General features: G+C 63.3%; 19 protein-coding genes, 1 pseudogene and 1 riboswitch. Of the genes and pseudogenes, 6 read left to right on the top strand and 14 right to left on the bottom strand.

The genetic code is table 11. The features are described 5' to 3' along the window. Window positions 1-262 precede the first annotated feature (262 nt). Both PVA39_RS02365 and desA read right to left on the bottom strand, forming a co-directional pair. A complete protein-coding gene (locus PVA39_RS02365; protein WP_093500446.1) occupies window positions 263-1,228 on the bottom strand; it encodes a GGDEF domain-containing protein in 966 nt (321 codons plus the stop codon). A 158-nt stretch (window positions 1,229-1,386) separates the two neighbouring features. Then, window positions 1,387-2,571, bottom strand: coding sequence for a delta-9 fatty acid desaturase DesA (gene desA, locus PVA39_RS02360; RefSeq protein WP_093500447.1), 1,185 nt, complete (start codon window positions 2,569-2,571; stop codon window positions 1,387-1,389). 163 nt (window positions 2,572-2,734) lie between these two features. Between desA and PVA39_RS02355 the strand changes: the two genes are divergently transcribed. Continuing rightward, window positions 2,735-4,996 carry a putative bifunctional diguanylate cyclase/phosphodiesterase gene (locus PVA39_RS02355; protein ID WP_274122614.1) on the top strand — a complete coding sequence of 754 codons (2,262 nt, stop codon included), beginning with the start codon at window positions 2,735-2,737 and terminating at the stop codon, window positions 4,994-4,996. A 24-nt stretch (window positions 4,997-5,020) separates the two neighbouring features. Here PVA39_RS02355 and PVA39_RS02350 read toward each other — a convergent pair whose 3' ends face one another. Then, entirely contained in the window at window positions 5,021-5,698 is a 678-nt protein-coding gene (locus tag PVA39_RS02350; RefSeq protein ID WP_274122613.1) for a glutathione S-transferase N-terminal domain-containing protein, read from the bottom strand. A 227-nt stretch (window positions 5,699-5,925) separates the two neighbouring features. On the opposite strand from PVA39_RS02350, the gene yccS reads away from it, so the two are divergent. Next, window positions 5,926-8,115: a YccS family putative transporter gene (gene yccS / locus PVA39_RS02345; protein WP_274122612.1), complete on the top strand. Its 2,190-nt coding sequence runs from the start codon at window positions 5,926-5,928 to the stop codon at window positions 8,113-8,115. Between the two features lie 5 nt (window positions 8,116-8,120). Continuing rightward, window positions 8,121-8,602: pseudogene (locus PVA39_RS02340) on the top strand (GreA/GreB family elongation factor). Here the strand turns inward: PVA39_RS02340 and PVA39_RS02335 are convergent. From PVA39_RS02335 to tkt, 9 genes are all read right to left on the bottom strand, one after another. Next, window positions 8,596-9,102 carry a M48 metallopeptidase family protein gene (locus tag PVA39_RS02335; RefSeq protein ID WP_274122611.1) on the bottom strand — a complete coding sequence of 169 codons (507 nt, stop codon included), beginning with the start codon at window positions 9,100-9,102 and terminating at the stop codon, window positions 8,596-8,598. The pseudogene PVA39_RS02340 and the gene PVA39_RS02335 overlap by 7 nt on opposite strands. Before the next feature lie 47 nt (window positions 9,103-9,149). Further along, window positions 9,150-10,232, bottom strand: a complete 1,083-nt coding sequence (locus tag PVA39_RS02330) for a PQQ-dependent sugar dehydrogenase (protein ID WP_274123411.1) — start codon at window positions 10,230-10,232, stop codon at window positions 9,150-9,152. A 17-nt stretch (window positions 10,233-10,249) separates the two neighbouring features. After that, window positions 10,250-10,693 carry a hypothetical protein gene (locus tag PVA39_RS02325; RefSeq protein ID WP_093500459.1) on the bottom strand — a complete coding sequence of 148 codons (444 nt, stop codon included), beginning with the start codon at window positions 10,691-10,693 and terminating at the stop codon, window positions 10,250-10,252. Between the two features lie 206 nt (window positions 10,694-10,899). Next, window positions 10,900-11,964, bottom strand: coding sequence for a class II fructose-bisphosphate aldolase (fba, locus tag PVA39_RS02320; protein ID WP_093500461.1), 1,065 nt, complete (start codon window positions 11,962-11,964; stop codon window positions 10,900-10,902). A gap of 100 nt (window positions 11,965-12,064) precedes the next feature. Beyond that, window positions 12,065-12,394 (bottom strand): MliC family protein, encoded by a 330-nt coding sequence (locus tag PVA39_RS02315; protein ID WP_274122610.1) that lies wholly within the window; start codon window positions 12,392-12,394, stop codon window positions 12,065-12,067. A 157-nt stretch (window positions 12,395-12,551) separates the two neighbouring features. Then, window positions 12,552-12,746, bottom strand: a complete 195-nt coding sequence (locus PVA39_RS02310; protein ID WP_274122609.1) for a hypothetical protein — start codon at window positions 12,744-12,746, stop codon at window positions 12,552-12,554. Window positions 12,747-12,851: 105 nt separating this feature from the next. Next, a complete protein-coding gene (locus PVA39_RS02305) occupies window positions 12,852-14,021 on the bottom strand; it encodes a phosphoglycerate kinase (protein ID WP_443200931.1) in 1,170 nt (389 codons plus the stop codon). A 4-nt stretch (window positions 14,022-14,025) separates the two neighbouring features. After that, complete coding sequence (gene epd, locus PVA39_RS02300; protein WP_274122608.1) at window positions 14,026-15,090, bottom strand: erythrose-4-phosphate dehydrogenase; 1,065 nt, start codon at window positions 15,088-15,090, stop codon at window positions 14,026-14,028. Window positions 15,091-15,194: 104 nt separating this feature from the next. Next, entirely contained in the window at window positions 15,195-17,195 is a 2,001-nt protein-coding gene (gene tkt, locus PVA39_RS02295) for a transketolase (protein WP_274122607.1), read from the bottom strand. A 229-nt stretch (window positions 17,196-17,424) separates the two neighbouring features. On the opposite strand from tkt, the gene PVA39_RS02290 reads away from it, so the two are divergent. Both PVA39_RS02290 and metK read left to right on the top strand, forming a co-directional pair. After that, window positions 17,425-18,453 carry an ArsR/SmtB family transcription factor gene (locus PVA39_RS02290; RefSeq protein ID WP_274122606.1) on the top strand — a complete coding sequence of 343 codons (1,029 nt, stop codon included), beginning with the start codon at window positions 17,425-17,427 and terminating at the stop codon, window positions 18,451-18,453. Beyond that, window positions 18,450-19,640 carry a methionine adenosyltransferase gene (metK, locus tag PVA39_RS02285; protein WP_093500475.1) on the top strand — a complete coding sequence of 397 codons (1,191 nt, stop codon included), beginning with the start codon at window positions 18,450-18,452 and terminating at the stop codon, window positions 19,638-19,640. Before PVA39_RS02290 ends, metK begins: the two co-directional genes overlap by 4 nt. A gap of 100 nt (window positions 19,641-19,740) precedes the next feature. On the opposite strand, the gene PVA39_RS02280 is transcribed toward metK, so the two are convergent. Next, complete coding sequence (locus PVA39_RS02280; protein WP_093500477.1) at window positions 19,741-20,064, bottom strand: hypothetical protein; 324 nt, start codon at window positions 20,062-20,064, stop codon at window positions 19,741-19,743. Between the two features lie 226 nt (window positions 20,065-20,290). On the opposite strand from PVA39_RS02280, the gene ligB reads away from it, so the two are divergent. Next, entirely contained in the window at window positions 20,291-21,961 is a 1,671-nt protein-coding gene (ligB, locus tag PVA39_RS02275) for an NAD-dependent DNA ligase LigB (RefSeq protein ID WP_274122605.1), read from the top strand. An 85-nt stretch (window positions 21,962-22,046) separates the two neighbouring features. Here ligB and PVA39_RS02270 read toward each other — a convergent pair whose 3' ends face one another. Continuing rightward, on the bottom strand, window positions 22,047-22,436 hold the full coding sequence (locus PVA39_RS02270) for an acyl-CoA thioesterase (protein WP_274122604.1): 390 nt from the start codon (window positions 22,434-22,436) through the stop codon (window positions 22,047-22,049). 254 nt (window positions 22,437-22,690) lie between these two features. Then, window positions 22,691-22,844: riboswitch (S-adenosyl-L-homocysteine riboswitch) on the top strand. The last annotated feature ends 18 nt before the right edge of the window (window positions 22,845-22,862 follow it).

Below are 22,862 nucleotides of genomic sequence, written 5' to 3'. Positions count from 1 at the left end.
GGGTAAGGGTGAAACAGGTTGGACTGACTGCTGCGACAGGCAATAGGCATCGTTCGACTCTCGGCATTGTTATTTTCGGCTCTGTAGGCCGTTGCTGTGGAATTTAGCACAGCAGATTGCATGCCATGGACGACCAAAGTCGCATAAGCGCCAACATTTCAATATGTTACTGGCAAAATGACAGGAAGGGGCGTGCGCTCATCGATAAAAATGAGCGATTTTCCGCCGTACAAAAGCAAGGTTAAGGCGATATTCCGCCAACTCAGCTGGTGACGATCTGATTCTTTCCCTGACGCTTGGCCTGGTACATCGCCGCATCGGCCCGTGCGTACAGCACGTCCAGGCCCGGGTCCCCGCTGCGTAACGTGGTCAGGCCCTGGCTGACGGTAATACCGAAGGTGGTGCCTTCATGGCTGAAGGACAGACGCTGAATCTCGCGCTGCAGGCGCTGGGCGATCTGCGAGGCCAGCTCCGGCTCGCACCCCGGGAACAGTGCTGCGAACTCTTCACCACCGATTCGCCCGAACAGGTCACCACGGCGCAGTACCGAACTGGCGCAATTGGCCAGCTGCTGCAGCACCTGGTCGCCGACCTGGTGGCCGTAGGTGTCATTGATATGCTTGAAGTCGTCCAGGTCGAGCAGCAAGAAAGCCAGCGGCTGCCCGTGGGTGCGCGCCAGCTCGAACTCGCTTTGCGCGCATTCGAAGAAGTGCCGACGGTTGCTGCTCTGGGTCAGCACGTCGGTGGTGGCCAGGCGGTGCAGCTCGCCTTCGAGCTGCTTCTTCTCGGTGATGTCTTCGGCAATACCGAAGATGATCGGCGACGCATGGGTTTCGCTTTGTCTGCCGATAAAGCATTTGTCGCTGAGCCAGCGAATCTCGCCGTCAGCGCGGATGATCCGGTATTCGCGAGCCTCAACGGCACCGGTCTCCAGCACCTTGGCCATACTTTCGGCCGCGTATTCCACATCATCGGGATAGATGCTGTTGCGCCACTCGCCATAGTCGGCCAGCAACAAGCCGGCCGAGCGTCCGAAAATCAACTCGTAAGCCGGGCTGACATAGATGATCTGTTGAGCCTCCCAGTCGAACGCCCAGAGCACCGCATTGACGCTGCCCAGGAGCGTGCTGAACAGTTGCTCGCGCTCACGCAGCCGGGTGCCTTCGGCACGGCTGTGCAGCAAAGCCAGGGTCAGCTCTTCCAGGTCAATAGCAGCGAGTTCATCCATATACCGATCCAGAGCATTGGCCCTTTGCTTGCGGTTAAGGCCGCCAAGGAGGATCGAAAAAGCCCGCCGAATGGCGGGCTTTTGGGTGGCAGCCGGGTCACAACTATGACCATGGCTGCAGTGGGCGGTTCACCGACCTCCCGGCTTTGTGCACTACATCACGCGGCCACTGGGCGCAGGGAGTAGGTTTTCAACTGCTCGGCGAAATCACGCAACGATTGAATGCCGCTCGCTTCGGCGTCATGTACCCAGTGCTTGATCGCTTCGAGCATGTCATGACCATTGGCACTGGTACGCGCCCATATCAGTTGCAGCGCCAGGCGCTTCTCGTAGATCACCTTGAGCGCTTGACTGTGCGCCAGCATGGCGTCGATACGCACCTGCTGCTTGTCCTGCAGCAGACTCGGTTCACGAGAGAGCAGGCGCTTGGCACGGCGAAACTGATGACGAACGGACTCGTCGGCCTTGGCCAGCTCCTGCTTGACCAGCGGCCCGATCACCAGCTTGCGGTACTGGGCCATGATCTGGAAACGGTTGTTGAGGATGGCCATGGCGGTGTCCATGTCCAGAATTCCCTTGCCCGGCACGCGGTGAGCAATCGGCGCAACCCGCTGAACCTTGGCCAGGCCCAGCATGCTGAACAGGCGGATCCACGCCCAGCCCATGTCGAACTCCCAGCGTTTGACCGACAGCTTGGCGGAGTTCGGGTAGGTGTGGTGGTTGTTGTGCAGCTCCTCGCCGCCAACGATGATGCCCCAGGGCACCAGATTGGTAGCCGCGTCGCGGCATTCGAAGTTGCGATAACCGACGGCATGGCCCAGCCCGTTGATGACCCCGGCAGCCCAGAAGGGAATCCAGATCATCTGTACGGCCCAGACGGTCAGGCCCAGGGCGCCGAACAACAGCACATCGATGATCAGCATCAGCGACACGCCGCCAATCGGGAAGCGCGAATAGATGTTGCGCTCGATCCAGTCATCCGGGCAGTTCTTGCCGTAGATCCGCAGGGTGTCTTCGTTCTTCGCCTCTTCGGCATACAGCTCGGCACCTTTGCGCATTACCGTGCCGAGGCCCTTCACAACCGGGCTGTGGGGGTCTTCGGCGGTTTCACATTTGGCGTGATGCTTGCGGTGGATGGCCGTCCACTCGCGGGTGTTCATGCCTGTGGTCATCCACAGCCAGAATCGGAAGAAGTGCTTGAGAGCAGGGTTCAGCTCCAGGGAGCGGTGCGCCGAATAACGGTGCAGATAGACCGTGACGGCTACGATGGTGATGTGAGTCAGCACCAGGGTGACGACGATGAGCTGCCAGACCGGCAGATCGAGAAAACCGTTGTACCACATGGGCAGGGGTACCTCTTGCAGAGAAAAAGCGATGCGGACAAAGTGCCGCATCTCCATTATCAACACTCGCTGCTGGAAAACCACTTGGTCTTTTGGCTAAGGATGTTACAAGGATGCCCCCACGGATGATCTTTCCCCCCGAAAACCAAGCCAACCATTCCCCATGAGCACTCGCCAGGGCGCACTGCGCCTGACTTTGAACTACCTGATCGCCGCTGGCCTGTGGATCGTGTTCAGCGACCTGCTATTGGCCTCGCTCGGTCTCACCGCCCGACAGGCGGAGCAGGTACAGGTCTGGAAGGGTCTGGTGTTCGTGCTGCTGACCAGCGCACTGCTGTACCTGACGATCAGTCGCCACCTGGAACGCCAGGCGAAGATCGGCACCGCGCTGCGCGCCAGCGAAGAGCGACTCAGCCTGGCGCTGTCGGCCACCGAAGATGGTCTATGGGACTGGGATCTGATCCACCAGCGCGTGTATTACTCGCCGGCTTATCACGCCCTGCTGGGCATGCACGATGGTGAGCTGAGCGCCGACCGCGACCATTGGCAAGAACTGCTGCATCCCGACGACCGCGCCGTTTATCAGCGCGTTCTCGGCCAATTGATGCAGGCCAGCGAAGACAGCGCCTACGAAAACAGCTATCGCCTACGCCACCGTGACGGCAGCTACCGCTGGGTGCTGTCGCGCGGACGGTTGCAGCTCGATACACAGGGGCGCCCTGCGCGCTTTATCGGCACGGTCAAGGACATCACCCAGCGCCGCGCCGATGCCGACAGTCTGCGCCAGGCGGCGGCGGTATTCGAATCCACCCAAGAAGGTGTGCTGGTCACCGATGCGCAGCAGACCATCGTGCACATCAACCCGGCGTTCAGTCGCATCACTGGCTACAGCGAAGCGGAAATCCTCGGCAAGCACCCGACCCTACTCAAGTCCGGTCGCCATGACGCGGCGTTCTACCAGCATCTCTGGCATACGCTGCAAAGCCAGGGCACCTGGAGCGGCGAGGTGTGGAACCGCCGCAAAAACGGCGAAATCTATCCGCAGTGGCAGTGCATCCGCGCCATTCGTGGTGATCACGGCCTGCTCAGCCATTACGTGGCGGTGTTCTCGGACATCACCGTGCTCAAGCATTCCCAGCATGAGCTCGATCACCTCGTCCACCATGATCCTCTGAGCGGCCTGCCCAACCGCCTGTTGTTCAGCGAGCGAGTCGAGCATGCCCTGCAGCGCGCCCAGCGTGATGAGGAGCGTGGCGCCGTGCTGGTCGTCGACCTGGATCACTTCAAGCACATCAACGAAAGCCTCGGCCACAACCTCGGCGACCTGCTGCTCAAGGCCACTGGTGAGCGACTGGCCAGCCAGTTGGGTAACGGCAGCACCCTGGCGCGCCTGGGTGGCGACGAGTTTGCCGTGCTCAGCGAGGACTGCACCCAGGCCGAGCAGGCGGCGCACCTGGCACAGATACTGATCGATTGCCTGGACGCCCCCTTCCTGCTCGAAGGCCAGGAGCTGTTCATTTCCGCCAGTGTCGGTATCTGCCTGTATCCGGATGACGCCAACAGCGTCGATCAGGTGCTGCGTAACGTCGACTCGGCGCTGTTCAAAGCCAAGAGCACTGGCCGTGGCGGCTTCGCATTCTATGATCAGGAGCAGACCGAGTATGCCCGCCAACGTGTAGAGCTGATCGCCGGCATGCGCCACGCCATCGAGAACAGCGAGCTGCGGGTGCATTACCAACCGCTTCACAGCCTGACCGACAACCAATTGATAGGGGTAGAGGCCCTGGTGCGCTGGCAGCACCCGCAACGCGGCCTGGTGCCGCCCGGCGAATTCATCCCGATTGCCGAAGACAGCGGCATGATCACCGCCATTGACGCCTGGGTGCTCGAACAGGCGTGCCGGCAGATGGTCGCCTGGCGCAGCGCCGGGCGTAGCCTGCAATTCGTCGCCGTGAATGTTTCCAGCCGCCTGTTCAGCCGCGGCGAACTGGACCAGCGCGTCGCCCAGATATTGGCCAGCACCGGCCTGCCGGCCGGCTGCCTGGAACTGGAGGTGACGGAAAGTGCGGTGATGGACGACCCGGATCAGGCCCAGGCCTTGCTCGAACGCCTACGCGGTCTGGGCGTGCGCTTAGCCATTGACGACTTTGGCACCGGCTACAGTTCGCTAGCGCGCTTGAAACGCCTGCCGGTGCACAAGCTCAAACTCGATCAAAGCTTCGTCGCCGGCCTGCCCGACGACAAGGACGACCTGGCGATCACCCGGGCGGTCATTGCCCTTGCCCACAGCATGGAGATGAAGGTGCTCGCCGAAGGCGTGGAACGCGCCGAGCAGCTGGAGCGCCTGCGCCAGCTGGGCTGCGACTACGTTCAGGGTTATTACATTGGCCGGCCGGTGCCGGCGCAGGAGCTGCAACTGGCGTAACTGGTGCCACGCTAGCAGCCCATTTCAGAACAGCGCCTTGCGCGCCTCGCTGGTCAATACCTCATCCGGTCGCTGGCCGATGGCTTCCGCGACCTGATAGGCGCGCTGCACTGCCGAACGTTTGCCCATGCGCGCCAGCCAGGCGGCCATGTTGGGGAAATCCTCCAGGCGCTGGCGCTGCAGCTCCCAGCCCTTGGCCCAAGGATAGATGGCCATGTCGGCGATCGAGTAGTCGCCGGACACGTACTCGCGCCCCTCGAGGCGACGATCGAGCACACCGTACAGGCGCGCGGTCTCCTTCACGTAGCGGTCGATGGCGTAAGGAATCTGCTCCGGCGCGAAGCGTACGAAGTGATGGTTCTGCCCCGCCATAGGGCCCAGGCCACCCATCTGCCAGTGCAGCCACTGCTGCACCTCGACGCGCAGGCGTGGCTGCAGCGGCATGAAGCGCCCGATCTTGTCGGCCAGGTATTCAAGAATCGCCCCGGACTCGAACAGCGAAATCGGCTCGCCGCCGTCGCTGGGATTGTTGTCGACGATGGCCGGAATACGGTTGTTCGGCGCGATCTTCAGGAACGCCGGCTCGAACTGCTGGCCTTCGCCGATATTGACCGGGTGCACGTTGTACTCCAGCCCGCTCTCTTCGAGAAAGATGCTGATCTTGTGGCCATTGGGGGTCGTCCAGTAATGGAGGTCGATCATGGTGCGCTCCTGTCGATGATGGCGGGCAATGAGATGAGTAAAACTTTGGAGCCAGGCGCTGCACGCAGAGTTCAGCCCTGGTGACCGAGACGCTGCGCCCGTCGTCAAGCATGAGCGGCTCGGCGTATCACGCAAGCGCCGCTCGCACTGAACGATGCCAGCAAGGCACAATCGAAACGCCGCGTTGAGCCCCAATCAGTAACCTCACCCAACAGGTCGCGATCCGGATGCCGTCTTCCTCCTTGCGCCACTCGCTGCGCCGCCTCTGGGCGCTGGACAAGTTCAGCTACAGCCTGCGGGTGTTCATCGCCCTTGGCGGCAGCCTGGCGCTGTGCTGGCATCAGGGCTGGATGCCCAGCCTGATTCCGCTGTTTCTCGGTGTGATCGCCAGTGCCCTGGCCGAGACCGACGACAGCTGGCAGGGCCGGCTGACCGCGCTACTGGTCACTCTGGGCTGCTTCACCGCTGCAGCCTACACGGTCGAATTCCTGTTCCCCTACCCCTGGCTGTTCGTCACCGCCCTCGCGCTCTCCGCCTTTTCCCTGACGATGCTCGGCGCCCTTGGCGAGCGCTTCGCCACCCTCGGCTCGGCCACGCTGATTCTGGCGGTGTACAGCATGATCGGCGTAGAACAGCGCGGCGGCGTTGCCGGATTGTGGATGGAACCGCTGCTGCTGGTGGCGGGCGCAGCCTGGTACGGCTTGCTCTCGGTGCTCTGGCATGCCTTGTTCGCCCACCAACCGGTACAGCAGAGCCTGGCCCGGCTGTTCCGCGAGCTGGGGTTGTACCTCAAGCTCAAGGCGGCGCTGTTCGAGCCGCTGCGTCAGCTGGACGTGGAAGCGCGGCGCCTGGATCTGGCCAAGCAGAATGGCCGCGTGGTGGCGGCGCTCAATGCCACTAAGGAAATCATCCTGCACCGGGTCGGTAATGGTCGTCCCGGTCCCAAGGTCAGCCGCTATCTCAAACTGTACTTTCTCGCCCAGGACATCCACGAGCGCGCCAGCTCCTCGCACTATCCCTACAACGCCCTGGCCGAAGCCTTCTTCCACAGCGACGTGATGTTCCGCTGCCAGCGCCTGCTGCGCCTGCACGGCAAGGCCTGTCATGCCCTGGCCCAGGCCATCGAGCTGCGCCAGCCATTCGAGTACGGCGAGCAATATAGCCAGGCCCAGGCCGACCTGCAGGCCTCCTTGGAACACCTGCGCATCCAAAGCAACCCAGCCTGGAAACAACTATTACGCTCGCTCGGCGCTCTGGCCGGCAATCTCGGTACGCTCGATCATCTGCTCAGCAGCGCCAGCAACCCCGACGCCCTGGCCGAGGAGCAGGACAGCTCACTGCTCGACCGCGAGCCGCAATCGCTGCGTGATGTGTGGGAGCGCATCCGCCTGCAGCTCACCCCCACCTCGTTGCTGTTCCGCCATGCCCTGCGCCTGTCCATCGCCCTGGCCGCCGGTTACGGCGTGCTGCACTGGATCCATCCCACCCAAGGCTACTGGATTCTGCTCACCACCCTGTTCGTCTGCCAACCCAACTACGGCGCCACGCGCATGAAGCTGGTGCAGCGCATCATCGGCACCGTGCTCGGCCTGCTGCTGGGCTGGGCGCTGATCGATCTGTTCCCGGCACAGCTGATTCAGGCCTTCTTCGCGGTCGCCGCCGGCGTGGTGTTCTTCGCCACCCGTGCCAGCCGCTACACAGTGGCCACCGCGGCGATCACCCTGCTGGTGCTGTTCTGCTTCAACCAGGTGGGCGACGGCTACGGGCTGATCCTGCCGCGCCTGTTCGATACCCTGCTCGGCAGCCTGATCGCCGGCCTGGCGGTGTTCCTGATCCTGCCGGACTGGCAGGGCCGCCGACTCAATCGCGTGGTGGCCAACACCCTGAGCTGCAACAGCACCTACCTGCGGCAGATCATGCGCCAATACGCCGAAGGCAAACGCGACGACCTCGCCTATCGCCTGGCCCGGCGCAATGCCCACAATGCCGATGCAGCGCTGTCGACCACCCTGGGCAACATGCTGATGGAGCCGGGACACTTCCGGAAGGAGGCGGATATCGGCTTTCGCTTTCTGGTGCTCTCCCACACTCTGCTCAGCTACCTGTCGGGACTCGGTGCGCACCGTGGCGAGGCGCTTTTGGCCGACGAGCAGAACGAACTGCCGGCCAGTGCCTTGCGCCTGGCAGACAGCCTCGACGAGATTGCCCGCGGCCTCAGCGAACAGACGCCGGTGGCCATCCAGAGTGACCATGAGGATCGCCTTGCCAGCAGCCTGGAGCAGATGCCCGATGACCTGGACGACGCCCAGCGCCTGGTGCAAACCCAGCTGTCGCTGATCGCCCGCCAGCTCGGCCCACTACGCACCCTGGCGGCGCACTTGCTGAAGAACCGCGAAAAGACGGCAGGCGGGGTCTGACCGCCATGGACAAGCAGGCTATCGTACAGCAGGTCATCGAACGGCTCGGTCTGGAACTGCAGGCCGCCGAACAGGCAGCGCGGGTCGCCCATGAAACGGCCACCCATGAAGAGAACATCGCCGAGAACAAGTACGACACGCTCGGGCTGGAAGCCGCCTACCTGGCCGCCGGGCAGGCGCGTCGCGTGGAAGAGATCGGCCGGCGCCTGCGCGTCTGGCGCCAGCTGCAGGTGCGCCCCTATGACGATGCCCAGGGCATTCGGCTGACCAGCCTGGTACTCTGGCCGACGAAAACGACCAGCAGCAATGGCTGTTTCTCGGTCCGGAAGGCGCGGCGATCAAGGTGCAGGTCGAGCAGCGCGCGATTCTCGTGCTGAGCCCGGATGCACCGCTCGGCCAGCGTCTGCTGGGACGGCACATCGGTGACGAAATCGAGCTGACCGTCGCCGGCCGCTCGCAGCATCACGAAATCATCGAAGCCTATTGAGGCGTACCAGCCTGCAGATCACGCCAGGTTAGATACAGGCGCAGGTCGAACTCCAGTTGCTGATAGTCCGGCAGCATGTATTCGCAGAGTTTGTAGAACGCCTTGTTGTGATCGCTTTCCTTCAGGTGCGCCAGCTCGTGCACCACGATCATCTGCAGAAACTGCGGCGCCGCCTCGCGAAACAGCGAGGCGACGCGAATCTCCTTCTTGACCTTGAGCTTGCCGCCCTGCACCCGAGAGATACTGGAGTGCAGGCCGAGGGCGCGATGGGTCAGGTCTAAACGGTTGTCGAACAGCACCTTGTCGATGGCCGGCGCATTCTTCAGGTGTTCCTGCTTGAGCGCCATGACGTAGACGTACAGCGCCTTGTCGCTCTGGATCCCGTGGCGGCCCTGATAGCGCTGCGCCAGGTAATCGCCCAGGCGCTCGCCCGCAATCATCTGGCGGACTTGCTCCTGCAAGGAGGCGGGATAACCCTGGAGGTATTTGAGGGGTGTCATGGCGATACGGCAGGTCGGACTTGGCGGTCAATTATGCCGCACCTGCACTACAGCGGCACGACCCGCAGCAGCCTGCCTTCCTCGCTGTCGGTTAGCAGATACAGCGCGCCATCGGGCCCGTCGTAGACACCGCGAATGCGCTCCTCCAGTTCCTGGAAGAGGATGTCCTCCCCTGCCAGCCGGCCTTTCTCCAGGCGCACCCGGCGCACGCTCTTTTCCTTCAGCGTGGAAACGAACAGATCGCCCTTCCAGTGCGGGAAACGGTCACCGGTGTACAACGCCAGCCCGGAGGGCGCGACCGACGGCGTCCAGTGCAACTCCGGCGAGAGGTAATCCGGCAGCTCGGTAAAAGGGGTGACCAGCGCGCCGGTGTAATCGACGCCAAAGGACGCCAGCGGCCAGCCGTAATTGCCGCCGGGCTGCAGCAGGTTCAGCTCGTCGCCGCCTTTGGGGCCGTGCTCGTGGCTGTACAGGCGCTGGCGCTGGCGGTCGTAGACGATGCCCTGCACGTTGCGGTGTCCGAGGCTGTAGATCTCCTCGGCGGCGCCCGGCTGGCCACGCAGCGGGTTGTCCGGCGGAATGCTGCCGTCGCGGTTCAGTCGCACCGTCTTGCCCAGGTGATTGGCCGGGTTCTGCGCCTGCTCACGCCAGTCGAAGCCATCGCCCAGGGTCAGCACCAGGGTGTCGTCCGGCAGGAAGGCGATGCGCCCGCCATAGTGGGAGGCGCCGGCCTTGGCCGGCTGGGCGGTGAACAGCACCTGAAAATCACGTAGCTCGCCATCGACCAGCCGGGCGCGAGCCAGCCGTGTGTTGTTGGCATCCGCCTCACCATGGGCGTAGCTCAGGTAGATCCACGGGTCGCTGGCAAAATGCGGGTCTAGCGCTACCTCCATCAGGCCGGCCTGGGTGGCCACGAAGGGCGCCGGCATACCGCCGATTGGCTCGGCCTGCAGCTTGCCCTGGGCGTCGATGAGGCGTAGCTGCCCAGTGCGCTCGGTCACCAGCATGCGGCCATCGGGCAGGAAGGCCATAGACCAAGGGTGCGCCAGGCCGCCGGTGACGGTTTCGATCCGGTAATCGGCCTCGGCCAGCGCGCTCGCGCAGAGCCCCATTGCCAGCAAAGCCGCCATCACGTTCTTCAAAGCCATCAGCGTGCGCCCCCACTGAAGCGTGCGAACACCAGACTACCCAGGCCGCCGCAACACATCAGCGCCAGGGTGCCGACCAGGGTGCGATTGGCGCCGATCAGGGTTGGCATCGGCGCCACGGCATTGGCGAAGGTCAGTGCCAGCCACATGGCCAGGGCGCCCGCGAGCAGAAACGCCAGCCAGCGCAATGCGCCGCGGGCAGGCGCCAGCCAGGTGGTCAGCGGCAAGGCGATGATGAAAGCAGCGATCACCAGAGCGGCGAGAGTCGGGCTGAAGCCCAGCAGATCACGGGCAGTGGCTTGCAGGCGAATAGCTGGCGGGATCTGCGCCCCAAGCTGCTGCAGGGCGGCGAGATTGAACTGGGTCTGAACGATGCTGCCGAGTACGGTGGCAACGAGCACGGCCAAGCCGAATGGCAGCCAGAGGCGAGAGTTCTGAGGCATGGGAGCCGACATCCTGAAACGCGTGGCGGCAGTATGGCGCAGCGCCTCGGGCGCGGTGGAACAGGAGTTTTACATGGTTTTTCGTGGGCGACAGACGACACGCGCGTACCTGGTCGACACCCAATACTCGCAATCAAAACGCCGTCACCAGATACAGAAAAGCCGACGGCCCCGCTAAGGGCAGGCGGCTTTGCGGCTATGCGAGATCAGTTAATCTTGGCGGCCAGCTCACCCTTGGCGTAACGCAGGAACATGCCTTCCAGAGAGATCGGCTTGATCTTCGAGGCATTACCGGCGGTGCCGAAAGCTTCATAACGGGCGATGCAGACGTCACGCATGGCTTCGACGGTCTTGGCGAAGTATTTGCGCGGGTCGAACTCGGCCGGGTTCTGGGCCATGAAACGACGGATCGCACCGGTGGAGGCCAGGCGCAGGTCGGTGTCGATATTGACCTTGCGCACGCCGTACTTGATGCCTTCGACGATCTCTTCGACCGGCACGCCGTAGGTTTCCTTGATGTCGCCGCCGTACTCGTTGATGATCGCCAGCCAATCCTGCGGCACCGAGCTGGAACCGTGCATCACTAGGTGGGTGTTGGGGATGCGCTTGTGGATTTCCTTGATGCGCTCGATGGACAGCACATCGCCGGTTGGCGGCTTGGTGAACTTGTAGGCGCCGTGGCTGGTGCCGATGGCGATGGCCAGGGCGTCGACCTGAGTCTTCTTGACGAAGTCAGCCGCTTCTTCCGGGTCGGTCAGCAGTTGGCTGTGATCGAGCACGCCTTCGGCGCCGACGCCGTCTTCTTCACCGGCCATGCCGGTTTCCAGGCTACCCAGGCAGCCCAGCTCACCTTCCACCGAAACGCCGCAGGCGTGAGCGAAGGCAACGGTCTGCTGGGTGACGCGCACGTTGTAGTCGTAGTCGGCCGGAGTCTTGCCGTCTTCCTTCAGAGAGCCGTCCATCATCACCGAGCTGAAACCCAGCTGGATGGAGCGCTGGCACACGTCAGGGCTGGTGCCGTGGTCCTGGTGCATGCACACCGGGATGTGCGGGAATTCTTCGATCGCAGCGAGGATCAGGTGGCGCAGGAACGGCGCACCGGCGTACTTGCGGGCACCCGCAGAGGCCTGGACGATGACCGGCGAATCGGTCTTGTCGGCGGCTTCCATGATGGCGCGCATCTGCTCGAGGTTGTTGACGTTGAAGGCCGGCACGCCGTAGCCGAATTCGGCGGCGTGGTCGAGCATCTGGCGCATGCTGATAAGTGCCATGTTTTGCTATCTCCCGATAGGGCTCGTTGATCGTGCAAGCCTGCCGCAGTGGCAGGCGCTATTCAAGTTTGCGCGAGCAGCCAGGCTGCTCGCGGGTCTTTCAGGGCGCCTTGCAGCCACGCCCGAGCAAATCGTCATTAGCGGTGCGATAGACCAGACCTTCCTCGCCCTTGGCATGGAAGGACAGCGTACCGTCGCTGTAAAGCTCGCCGGAGCCGGACGGCTCCAGGCTCAAACGATGGACGACATCGCTGCCCCCCATACGCACATCGACCTTCTCATGGGCCGGGTCGGCGTAGCGCCAGAACACTTCCGCCTGGCTGTCGCAGACCCAGTGATTCCACGGCTGGCTCTCGGCGTAATCCTTGCTGGCACAGCCGGCCAGCATGGCCAGCCCAAGCAATGCAGCAGCGTACTTATAACGGTTCATCGCACTCTCCTTAGAACCTGTTCACAATCTAGCGAGCTAGAGCTCTACAAGGCAAAAACAAGCGAGGAAGCGGAGTTTACGTGCTGTAAATGAGCATTCCGAGCTTGTTTTTAACGCAGTAGGGCCGACGCGCAGTAGATCGTGGATAGGTTCTTACCTAGCAGTTCTGCTCGCCAATGGGCGGCGTCGAATCACCGGTACTCTGCCCTTCGATGCGCTGATCGTCGCGCGTGGTCGGCAGATCGATTTCCGCCGGGCTCAGGACTCGGCAGGCGTCGTCGCGTGGCGAGCCGCCACCTGCACATCCGCCCAGAACCACACACACCATCAGTACCACGGCCGCGTTACGCATGGGTCACTCCTTGCTGGCTGATTTCCGTACAAGGCTAATGACCACCACAGGCCGCCAAGGTTTAGGGTCTGTACGCAAGCGTACCGACCCTGGCTTTTACCTTTATTACTCGGCGGCGCGCTTCTGCAGGATTTCCACTGCCGGCAGTACCTTGCCCTCGACGAACTCGAGGAAGGCACCGCCGCCGGTGGAAATGTAGGAAATGCGCGAGGCCACATCGTACTTGTCGATGGCTGCCAGGGTGTCGCCACCACCAGCGATGGAGAACGCCGGGCTTTCGGCGATGGCCAGGGCAAGGGCCTTGGTGCCTCCACCAAACTGATCGAACTCGAACACACCGACCGGGCCGTTCCACAGAATGGTCTTCGAGGCCTTGAGCAGCTCGGCGAACTGCTTAGCGGTTTGCGGGCCGATGTCGAGGATCATGTCGTCGTCGGCCACGTCGGCGACCGCTTTGACGGTCGCGGCGGCAGACTCGGAGAACTCCTTGGCGACCACCACGTCGACCGGCAGCGGCACGTTGACCTTGGCGGCGATGGCCTTGGCGGTGTCGACCAGGTCAGCCTCGTACAGCGACTTGCCGACGGGAAAACCGGCCGCCGCCAGGAAGGTATTGGCGATGCCGCCGCCGACGATCAGCTGGTCGCAGATGCCGCTCAGGCTGTTCAACACGTCCAGCTTGGTCGACACCTTGGAGCCGGCGACGATCGCCGCCATCGGCTTGGCCGGCGCACCCAGGGCCTTGCCCAGCGCGTCCAGTTCGGCGGCCAGCAGCGGGCCGGCCGCGGCGACCTTGGCGAATTTGGCCACGCCGTGGGTCGAGCCCTCCGCACGGTGGGCAGTACCGAAGGCGTCCATCACGAACACGTCGCACAGGGCGGCGTATTGCTGGGCCAGCTCGTCGGCGTTCTTCTTCTCGCCCTTGTTGAAACGCACGTTCTCGAACAGCACCAGCTCACCGGCCTTCAGTTCGACACCGTTCAGGTAGTCCTTGACCAGCGGTACCTCGCGGCCCAGGGCTTTGCTCAGGTAGGCGGCCACCGGCGCCAGGCTGTTCTCTTCGCTGAATTCACCTTCGGTCGGGCGGCCCAGGTGCGAGCAGACCATTACCGCGGCGCCTTTTTCCAGGGCCAGCTTGATGGTCGGCAGCGCGGCAAGAATGCGCGCATCACTCTTCACAACGCCGTCCTTGACCGGCACGTTGAGGTCTTCACGGATCAGCACGCGCTTACCTTGCAGATCAAGGTCGGCCATTTTCGCGATGTTCAGGGTCATTGAATCAGTCCTTAACAGGGGCTGGTGATAAGTGAGCGGCGGCATCGAGATAATGCACGGCCATGTCGAGCATACGATTGGCGAAACCCCATTCGTTGTCGAACCAGGCCAGCAGGTTGACCAGGCGTGGCCCGGAAACCCGCGTCTGACTGCCGTCGACGATGGCCGAATGGGGATCATGATTGAAGTCGCAACTGGCGTGCGGCAACTCGGTGTAAGCCAGTAGACCCTGCAGCGGCCCCTGTTCGGCGGCCTGGCGCAGGATCTGGTTGATCTCCTCGGCACTGGTGTCGCGGGCGGTCTGCAAGGTGATATCCAGGCAGGACACGTTGACCGTCGGCACCCGAATGGCTTTGGCCTGGATTCGCCCGGCAAGTTCCGGCAGCAGCCGTTCGATACCGCGCGCCAGGCCCGTTGACACCGGAATCACCGACTGGAAGGCCGAGCGCGTTCGGCGCAGGTCTTCGTCGTGATAGGCATCGATCACCGGCTGGTCGTTCATTGCCGAGTGGATGGTGGTGATGGAGATGTACTCCAGCCCCACCGCCTCGTTGAGCAGCTTGAGCAGTGGCACGCCACAGTTGGTGGTGCAGGAGGCGTTGGAGACCAGATGCTCGCGGCCCGTCAGGCACTGCTGATTGACGCCGTACACCACCGTGGCGTCGACATCGCTTTCGCTGGCCATTGGCTGCGACAGCAATACCCGCGGTGCCCCCGCCTGCAGAAAACGTTCGGCCTGCTGGCGCGTGGTGTACTGGCCGGAGCATTCGAGCAACAGGTCGATATCCAGCGCTGCCCAGTCAACGCTCTCGGGCTCGCGCTGACGTAATACCTGTACGGGCTTGCCATTGATGTGCAGATGATCGCCCGCGACCTTCACCTCACCGGGAAAACGCCCGTGGGTGGAATCGAAACGGGTCAGGTATTCGATGCTGGCCTGATCGGCCAGATCATTGAGCGCGATGATATCCAGCCGAGCCTCGCCGGCCCGCTCATGCAGCGCACGCAAAACGCAACGACCGATGCGGCCATAGCCGTTCAGGGCAACGCGGTAGGAGCGATGGGACATCGGCTATCTCGGATGAACAACCGTAAGGTGGATCGCATGGTTCGGGCCACCGGGTGCCGCAGGGTGGATGGGCAAACCCTCATCCACCCTGCGGCGTCTCTGACTCAGGCGTCGAGCAGTTCTTCGGCGGTGCCGATGATGTTCTCGACGGTGAAGCCGAAATGCTCGAACAGCTGGCCGGCGGGCGCCGACTCACCGTAGGTTTCCATGCCGATCACGCGGCCTTCGAGGCCGACGTACTTGTACCAGAAGTCCGCGTGGGCAGCTTCGATGGCGATCCGCGCGGTGACCTGCAGCGGCAGTACCGACTGCTTGTAGGCAGCGTCCTGCTGGTCGAAGACGTTGGTCGACGGCATCGACACCACGCGGACCTTGCGGCCCTGCTCGCTCAGCTTGTCGGCGGCCTGAATGGCCAGGCCGACTTCCGAGCCGGTGGCGATCAGGATCAGCTCAGGCTCGCCGGCGCAGTCTTTCAGCACGTAGCCGCCACGGCTGATGGCCGCTTCGGTTTCGTGGTCGCGCAGGTTATGCGGCAGGTTCTGGCGCGAGAAGATCAGCGCGCTCGGGCCATCCTTACGCTCGACCGAGTGCTTCCAGGCCACCGCGGCTTCGACGGTATCCGCCGGGCGCCAGGTGTCCAGGTTCGGCGTGGTACGCAGGCTGGTCAGTTGCTCGACCGGCTGGTGGGTCGGGCCATCTTCACCGAGGCCGATGGAGTCGTGGGTGAACACGTAGAGCACGCGCAGCTTCATCAGCGCCGACATGCGCACCGCGTTACGGGCGTATTCCATGAACATCAGGAAGGTCGCGCCGTAAGGAATCAGGCCGCCGTGCAGGGCGACGCCGTTCATGATGGCGCTCATGCCGAACTCGCGCACGCCGTAGTACATGTAGTTGCCCGAAGCATCTTCGGCGACGACCGGCTTGCAGCCCTTCCACAGGGTCAGGTTGGAACCGGCCAGGTCCGCCGAGCCGCCGAGCAGCTCCGGCAGCAGCGGGCCGAAGGCGTTCAGGCAGTTCTGGCTGGCCTTGCGGCTGGCGATGGTTTCGCCCTTCTCGGCCACGGCGCGAATGAACTCGCTGGCCTTTTCGGAGAAGTCGGCCGGTAGCTCGCCGGCCATGCGGCGCACGAATTCGTTGGCCAGTTCCGGATGGGCGGCGGAGTAGGCAGCGAAGCGCTGGTCCCACTCGGCTTCGGCAGCCAGGCCAGCTTCCTTGGCATCCCACTCGGCATAGATGTCGGCCGGAACTTCGAACGGTGCGTGGTTCCAGTCCAGGGCAGCGCGGGTCAGGGCGATCTCATCATGGCCCAGGGCGGCGCCGTGGGACTCTTCCTTGCCCTGCTTGTTCGGCGAGCCGAAACCGATGATGGTCTTGCAGCAGATCAGGGTCGGACGGTCGCTGGACTTGCGTGCGGTGTCGATGGCCATCTTGATTTCTTCGGCATCGTGGCCGTCGACGTTGCGGATCACCTGCCAGCCGTAGGCTTCGAAGCGCGCCGGGGTGTCATCGGTGAACCAACCGTGCACTTCACCGTCGATGGAAATGCCGTTGTCATCGTAGAAGGCGATCAGTTTGCCCAGACCCAAGGTCCCGGCCAGGGAGCAGACTTCATGGCTGATGCCTTCCATCATGCAGCCGTCGCCCAGGAAGGCGTAGGTGTGATGATCGACGATGTTATGACCGTCGCGGTTGAACTGCGCCGCCATGATTTTCTCGGCGAGGGCGAAGCCCACGGCGTTGGCGATACCCTGGCCGAGCGGGCCGGTGGTGGTCTCGACGCCTGGTGCGTAGCCGAACTCCGGGTGACCCGGGGTCTTGCTGTGTAGCTGACGGAAGTTCTTCAGATCGTCGATGGACAGGTCGTAGCCGGTCAGGTGCAGCAACGAGTAGATCAGCATCGAGCCGTGACCGTTGGACAGCACGAAGCGGTCACGGTCGGCGAATTTCGGGTTGGCCGGGTTGTGCTTCAGGTAGTCACGCCACAGCACTTCGGCGATATCCGCCATACCCATGGGGGCACCGGGGTGGCCGCTGTTGGCTTTCTGCACAGCATCCATGCTGAGGGCACGAATGGCATTGGCACGCTCACGACGGCTGGGCATCGCTAATCTCCTGCGGGTGGCTGCCGAAGCAGCTTGGACGAAAAAGGCGCCCATTTTCGCCCAGCCAGTACCGCCGGGGCAATGACAGATGGTCGTCCGCGACAATATTGCTGCGCTTTTTATCCACAGCAGCTTCGAAAATCTCGCGACTGCGCCGGACCGACCGCAATATCAAAACTTTTTGATATTGCGGTTGCTGGCTGAAAAATGACCGACTAGACTGCGCCCCATGACACAACGCGCACCCTCACTCGACTTCGAGCCCACCGACCTGCTGTCCGCCCTGTGCAAGGCTGCGGGCGACGGCTTGCGCCTGAACGTAATGCGCGCCCTGAGCAACGACTCGTTTGGCGTGCTGGAGCTGGCGCAAATTTTCGCCATCGGCCAGTCGGGCATGAGCCATCACCTCAAGGTGTTGGCCCAGGCCGGCCTGGTGGCGACACGTCGCGAAGGCAATGCGATCTTCTATCGCCGCGCCCTCGCCCACTTGGAAAGTCCCGGCGGCGCCCTGCATGCCGCGCTGCTGCAGGAAGTCGACAATCTCGAGCTGCCCGCCGAAGTGCGCCAGCGCGTGGCCCAGGTGCACCAGCAACGGGCCGCTGCCAGCCGCGACTTCTTCGCCCGCAGCGCCGAGCGTTTCCAGGCCCAGCAGGATCTGATCGCCGGCCTGCCGCAGTACCGCGACAGCGTCGTGGCGCTGCTCGACTCACTGGATTTGCCGGCCCAGGCCAGCGCCCTGGAAATCGGCCCCGGCGACGGCGGCTTCCTGCCGGAACTGGCACGCCGCTTCACTCGTGTGACCGCCCTGGACAACAGCGAGGCGATGCTCGAACTGGCCCGCCAGCGCTGCCAGCAGGAGGGCCTGGACAACGTTCAGCTGCAGCTGGCCGATGCTCTACAGGATGCCTACACCGGCGCCGATTGCGTGGTGCTGAACATGGTGTTGCACCATTTCGCCGCCCCGGCCCAGGCTTTGAGCAAACTGGCCGAACAGGTCAATCCGGGCGGCAGCCTGCTGATCACCGAACTGTGCAGCCACGACCAGAGCTGGGCCCGCGACACTTGCGGCGATCTCTGGCTAGGCTTCGAGCAGGACGATCTCGCCCACTGGGCAATCGCCGCTGGCCTGACACCTGGCGAAAGCCTGTATGTCGGCCTGCGCAATGGTTTTCAAATTCAGGTGCGACATTTCCAGCGCACCCTTCCACTCACGCACGCGGCCGAGAGGCCTTCACTCGCCAGGACAATCGATAGATGAGCGAATACTCCCTGTTTACCTCCGAGTCCGTGTCCGAAGGGCACCCGGACAAGATCGCCGACCAGATTTCCGATGCCGTGCTCGACGCCATCATCACCCAGGACAAGCACGCCCGCGTGGCCGTGGAAACCCTGGTCAAGACCGGCGTGGCGATCATCGCCGGCGAAGTGACCACCAGCGCCTGGGTCGACCTCGAGCAGATCGTCCGCGACGTGATCTGCAATATCGGTTACACCAGCTCCGACGTCGGCTTCGACGGAGCCACCTGTGGCGTGATGAACATCATCGGCAAGCAGTCCCCGGACATCAACCAGGGCGTCGACCGCGCCAAGCCGGAAGACCAGGGCGCCGGCGACCAGGGCCTGATGTTCGGCTACGCCAGCAACGAAACCGACGTGCTGATGCCGGCGCCGATTCGCTTCTCCCACGCGCTGGTCGAGCGCCAGGCCGAAGCCCGCAAGTCCGGCCTGCTGCCGTGGCTGCGTCCGGATGCCAAATCCCAGGTCACCTGCCGTTACGAAAACGGCAAGGTAGTCGGCATCGACGCCGTGGTGCTGTCCACCCAGCACAACCCGGACGTCAGCCTGAGCGACCTGCGCGAAGCGGTGATGGAGCTGGTGATCAAGCACACCCTGCCGGCCGAACTGCTGCACAAGGACACCCAGTTCCACATCAACCCGACCGGCAATTTCGTGATCGGCGGCCCGGTGGGCGACTGTGGCCTGACCGGCCGCAAGATCATCGTCGACAGCTACGGCGGCATGGCCCGCCACGGTGGCGGCGCGTTTTCCGGCAAGGATCCGTCCAAGGTCGACCGCTCGGCAGCCTACGCCGGCCGCTACGTCGCCAAGAACATCGTCGCTGCCGGCCTGGCCGAACGTTGCGAGATCCAGGTGTCCTACGCCATCGGCGTGGCCCAGCCGACCTCCATCTCGATCAACACCTTCGGCACCAACAAGGTGGCGGAAGAGACCATCATCAAGCTGGTGCGCGACGTGTTCGATCTGCGTCCGTACGCCATCACCAAGATGCTCGACCTACTGCACCCGATGTACCAGCCGACTGCCGCCTACGGCCACTTCGGCCGCGAGCCGCAGCAGCTGACCGTCGGCGACGACAGCTTCACCAGTTTCACCTGGGAAAAAACCGACAAGGCCGCCGAACTGCGCGCCGCCGCCGGCCTGTAAGCCCAAGCCACCGCCGCACCTTGTGCGGCGGCAACAAAAAAGCCTCCGTGGGCACGACGTCCACGGAGGCTTTTTCATGCCCGCCAGGCGGGCAAATGGATCATTTGCCGAACAGCGAACCCAGGTTCTTCAGGGTTTCGGCGGCAGCCGCGATGTTTTCAGCCTTGCCATCGCCCTGCTGGGCAACCGGAGCAGAGCTGCCTTCGGCGTTGGCGCCGAGCTGGTCGCAACTGCCTTCGACCTGGGCGAGTGTGTCATCGGCCTGCTTGTTGCCGAGCAGACCGGCCAGCTGCTTGACCTGGGCGATCTTGTCGGCGTTGGCGGCCATCTTCTGCTGACACTTGAGCTGATTGTTATCGGCAGCATGGACGAACGAGCTGGCAACGGCCAGGGCGGCGGAACACAGCAGAATGGAAATGCGCATGAGCGTCTAGACCTCCAGAGATGAGGCCCGGCAATACATCCCGCCGCCGGGCAAGTCCTTTTGGTGTGTGCGGGGGCCGCAACTTTAGCATCGGACATTTTCCGCAACAAATAGTCGGGTGCTGGAAATGTCGGCCAATGCGCACTTTCCAGAAGACTCTGGTTTGCGGCCTGAAGGTGCGGCGACTAGCCTGCAGATTCATCGCCCGAGCAAGGATGCTCCGCCCATGAACGCCTGGATCGCTATCTGCATTTCCCTGTTACTGCCCGCCGCCGCCCTCGCCGACACCTGCCCGCCACAGACGCCAGCCCATGATCGCCAGGTCGCCGAACTCGCCACCCAGATCGCGCAGTGGGACGATGCCTATCACCGCCAGGACCGCTCGCTGGTCAGCGATGAGCTTTACGACCAGGCCCGCGCCCGCCTCGAACAATGGCAGCGCTGCCGCAATGATGCCGGCACCGCCAATCCGCTGAGCGGCGCCGGAGGCCCCGTGCAGCATCCCGTGGCGCAGACCGGGCTGCGCAAACTGGCGGACGAGCGCGCCGTCGCGCAGTGGATGGCCAGCCGCGACGACCTGTGGATACAACCCAAGGTCGACGGCGTGGCAATCACCCTGCGCTATGAAGGCGGCCAGCTGCAGCAGGTGGTCAGCCGTGGCGATGGCAACAGCGGCCAGGACTGGATGCACAAGGCTGCACAGATCGCGGCCATCCCCAAGCAACTGAGCGAGCACGGCGAGTTGATTCTGCAAGGCGAGCTGTACCTCAAGCGACCGGGCCATGTGCAGGCCCGCGAAGGCAGCGCCGCCGCACGCAGTACGGTGGCGGGCCTGATGGCCCGTCAGCAGTTGCAGCAGGACCAAGCGGCCAGCATCGGCCTGTTCGTCTGGGACTGGCCCAATGGTCCAAGCGATATGCAGCAGCGCCTGGAAGGCCTGGGGCGGATAGGTTTCGAGGACAGCAGCGTTTACAGCCAGTCGATTGGCACGCCCAACGAAGCCCAGTATTGGCGCGAGCAGTGGTATCGCAATCCGCTGCCCTTCGCCACCGACGGCGTGGTACTGCGCCAGGGCCAGCGCCCTAGCAGCGAGCGCTGGCGCGCCGAGCCACCACATTGGGCGACGGCCTGGAAGTACCCGGCCAATGAAGCGCTCGCGCTGGTCGAGGCGGTCGAATTCAGCATCGGCCGTACCGGGCGCATCACCCCATTGCTGCGCCTGCAACCGGTGAAGCTCGACGACCGCACCATCCGGGTGGTCAGCGCGGGCTCACTGGAACGCTGGCGGCAACTGGACATTCGCCCCGGCGACCAGATCGCCATCCGCCTGGCCGGGCAGACCATCCCCAAGCTGGAAAGCGTGGTGCTGCAAAGCGCCCTGCGCTCGCCATTGGCAATCCCCAATAGCGATGACTTCCACGCCCTGAGCTGCCTGCGCGCGTCGCCTGCATGCACCAGCCAGTTCCACGCCCGCCTCACCTGGCTCAGCGGCAAGCAGGCTTTGAACCTGCGCGGTATCGGCGCCGGAACCTGGCAGAAACTTCTCGAGGCGCAGTACCTCGACGGGCTGCTCGACTGGCTGCAGCTTGGCGAAGAGCAATTGCTGGCGGTGCCGGGCATAGGCCCACGAGGCGCCACGATGCTCAGCCAGCGCTTCGCCGAGGCTCGGCAGCGTCCGTTTCATGATTGGTTGCGGGCGCTGGGTGCCCCGATGAATCCAGACGGCCTGGCGGCAGATAGCTGGGCGCAATTGCACCAGCGCAGCCCGGCGCAGTGGCAGGCATTGCCCGGTATCGGCCCGACCCACGCGACCCGGCTGCAAGCGTTTTTCCAGCATGAGGACATCGTCGCGCTGGCCGAGCAGTTGGGCGAAGCGGGCGTGGCGGGCTTTCAGTAGCGGCGAAAGCGCTGGCTGACAGACACCGATGGCCGGGCCCATGACCTTGCCATGGAGCGCCGATCAGCGGCGAGCGAGCACAGGCTCAATCCTTGATTTGATCCTTGATGTAGGTGATTTCGGTCTTGCCATGGGGCGCCGGCAGGCCGTCCTCGCCGAGGTTCACGAAGACCATCTTGTCGATGGTCAGAATGCTCTTGCGGGTAATCTTGTTGCGCACTTCGCAGCGCATGGTGATAGAGGTGCGGCCAAAATCGGTGGCGGTGATGCCCAGTTCGATGATGTCGCTCTGCCGCGCCGAGGAAACGAAGTTGATCTCGGAAATCAGCTTGGTCACCACGCGTTGGCTGCCCAGCTGGATGATGGCGTAGATCGCCGCCTCCTCGTCGATCCACTTGAGCAGGCTGCCACCGAACAGCGTGCCGTTGGGATTGAGGTCTTCTGGCTTTACCCACTTGCGCGTATGAAAGTTCATGCACCCTCCTGTCCGTCGTTCCATTGGCCGTAATGATCGCAAAGATTGGCGAGTGGATCATTGCCGCGCTATCGATAATGGTTATCGACACAGGCTATCGGGCCGGGTTCAGCGAGGCTGGTGACGATCGTGCGTCACGCCTGTCGGCATCCGCCGAGAAACGCCGATAACCGCGATGGAAAACCTTGGGCTCGCGCGCCAGCGCGGCTATAATCGCCCAGTTATACGCGCCCGCTACCGGGCGTTCCCGCCACCTGTCCGAGGGGCGCTGCAGCAACCTGAAAGATTTGTTTCGAATCCCTCAAGCTCTGTATTCCCGCAATACTTATCGGCAGATTCGAATCAACCTTTCAGGCTGTCAGGCTCGGATGGGGCGTTTAGCAAACGCATCAACGGCGCCCACTCGACAATCGTGTGACACCTGCG

It is taken from the genome of Pseudomonas sp. CNPSo 3701 (assembly GCF_028674975.1).
Lineage (GTDB): Bacteria > Pseudomonadota > Gammaproteobacteria > Pseudomonadales > Pseudomonadaceae > Aquipseudomonas > Aquipseudomonas straminea.
Note: the sequence above shows the minus strand (reverse complement) of the source record. Positions and strands in the feature narration are given on the sequence as shown.

What these genes read in the sequence shown, in the direction of transcription:
- PVA39_RS02365 (WP_093500446.1), bottom strand. Translation starts at nt 1,228, where the DNA reads ATGGATGAACTCGCTGCTATTGACCTGGAAGAGCTGACCCTGGCTTTG.
- PVA39_RS02330 (WP_274123411.1), bottom strand. Translation starts at nt 10,232, where the DNA reads ATGGCGGCTTTGCTGGCAATGGGGCTCTGCGCGAGCGCGCTGGCCGAG.
- PVA39_RS02335 (WP_274122611.1), bottom strand. Translation starts at nt 9,102, where the DNA reads ATGACACCCCTCAAATACCTCCAGGGTTATCCCGCCTCCTTGCAGGAG.
- PVA39_RS02315 (WP_274122610.1), bottom strand. Translation starts at nt 12,394, where the DNA reads ATGAACCGTTATAAGTACGCTGCTGCATTGCTTGGGCTGGCCATGCTG.
- PVA39_RS02325 (WP_093500459.1), bottom strand. Translation starts at nt 10,693, where the DNA reads ATGCCTCAGAACTCTCGCCTCTGGCTGCCATTCGGCTTGGCCGTGCTC.
- PVA39_RS02310 (WP_274122609.1), bottom strand. Translation starts at nt 12,746, where the DNA reads ATGCGTAACGCGGCCGTGGTACTGATGGTGTGTGTGGTTCTGGGCGGA.
- desA (WP_093500447.1), bottom strand. Translation starts at nt 2,571, where the DNA reads ATGTGGTACAACGGTTTTCTCGATCTGCCGGTCTGGCAGCTCATCGTC.
- PVA39_RS02350 (WP_274122613.1), bottom strand. Translation starts at nt 5,698, where the DNA reads ATGATCGACCTCCATTACTGGACGACCCCCAATGGCCACAAGATCAGC.
- PVA39_RS02270 (WP_274122604.1), bottom strand. Translation starts at nt 22,436, where the DNA reads ATGAACTTTCATACGCGCAAGTGGGTAAAGCCAGAAGACCTCAATCCC.
- PVA39_RS02290 (WP_274122606.1), top strand. Translation starts at nt 17,425, where the DNA reads ATGACACAACGCGCACCCTCACTCGACTTCGAGCCCACCGACCTGCTG.
- yccS (WP_274122612.1), top strand. Translation starts at nt 5,926, where the DNA reads ATGCCGTCTTCCTCCTTGCGCCACTCGCTGCGCCGCCTCTGGGCGCTG.
- epd (WP_274122608.1), bottom strand. Translation starts at nt 15,090, where the DNA reads ATGTCCCATCGCTCCTACCGCGTTGCCCTGAACGGCTATGGCCGCATC.
- ligB (WP_274122605.1), top strand. Translation starts at nt 20,291, where the DNA reads ATGAACGCCTGGATCGCTATCTGCATTTCCCTGTTACTGCCCGCCGCC.
- PVA39_RS02280 (WP_093500477.1), bottom strand. Translation starts at nt 20,064, where the DNA reads ATGCGCATTTCCATTCTGCTGTGTTCCGCCGCCCTGGCCGTTGCCAGC.
- tkt (WP_274122607.1), bottom strand. Translation starts at nt 17,195, where the DNA reads ATGCCCAGCCGTCGTGAGCGTGCCAATGCCATTCGTGCCCTCAGCATG.
- metK (WP_093500475.1), top strand. Translation starts at nt 18,450, where the DNA reads ATGAGCGAATACTCCCTGTTTACCTCCGAGTCCGTGTCCGAAGGGCAC.
- fba (WP_093500461.1), bottom strand. Translation starts at nt 11,964, where the DNA reads ATGGCACTTATCAGCATGCGCCAGATGCTCGACCACGCCGCCGAATTC.
- PVA39_RS02305 (WP_443200931.1), bottom strand. Translation starts at nt 14,021, where the DNA reads ATGACCCTGAACATCGCGAAAATGGCCGACCTTGATCTGCAAGGTAAG.
- PVA39_RS02355 (WP_274122614.1), top strand. Translation starts at nt 2,735, where the DNA reads ATGAGCACTCGCCAGGGCGCACTGCGCCTGACTTTGAACTACCTGATC.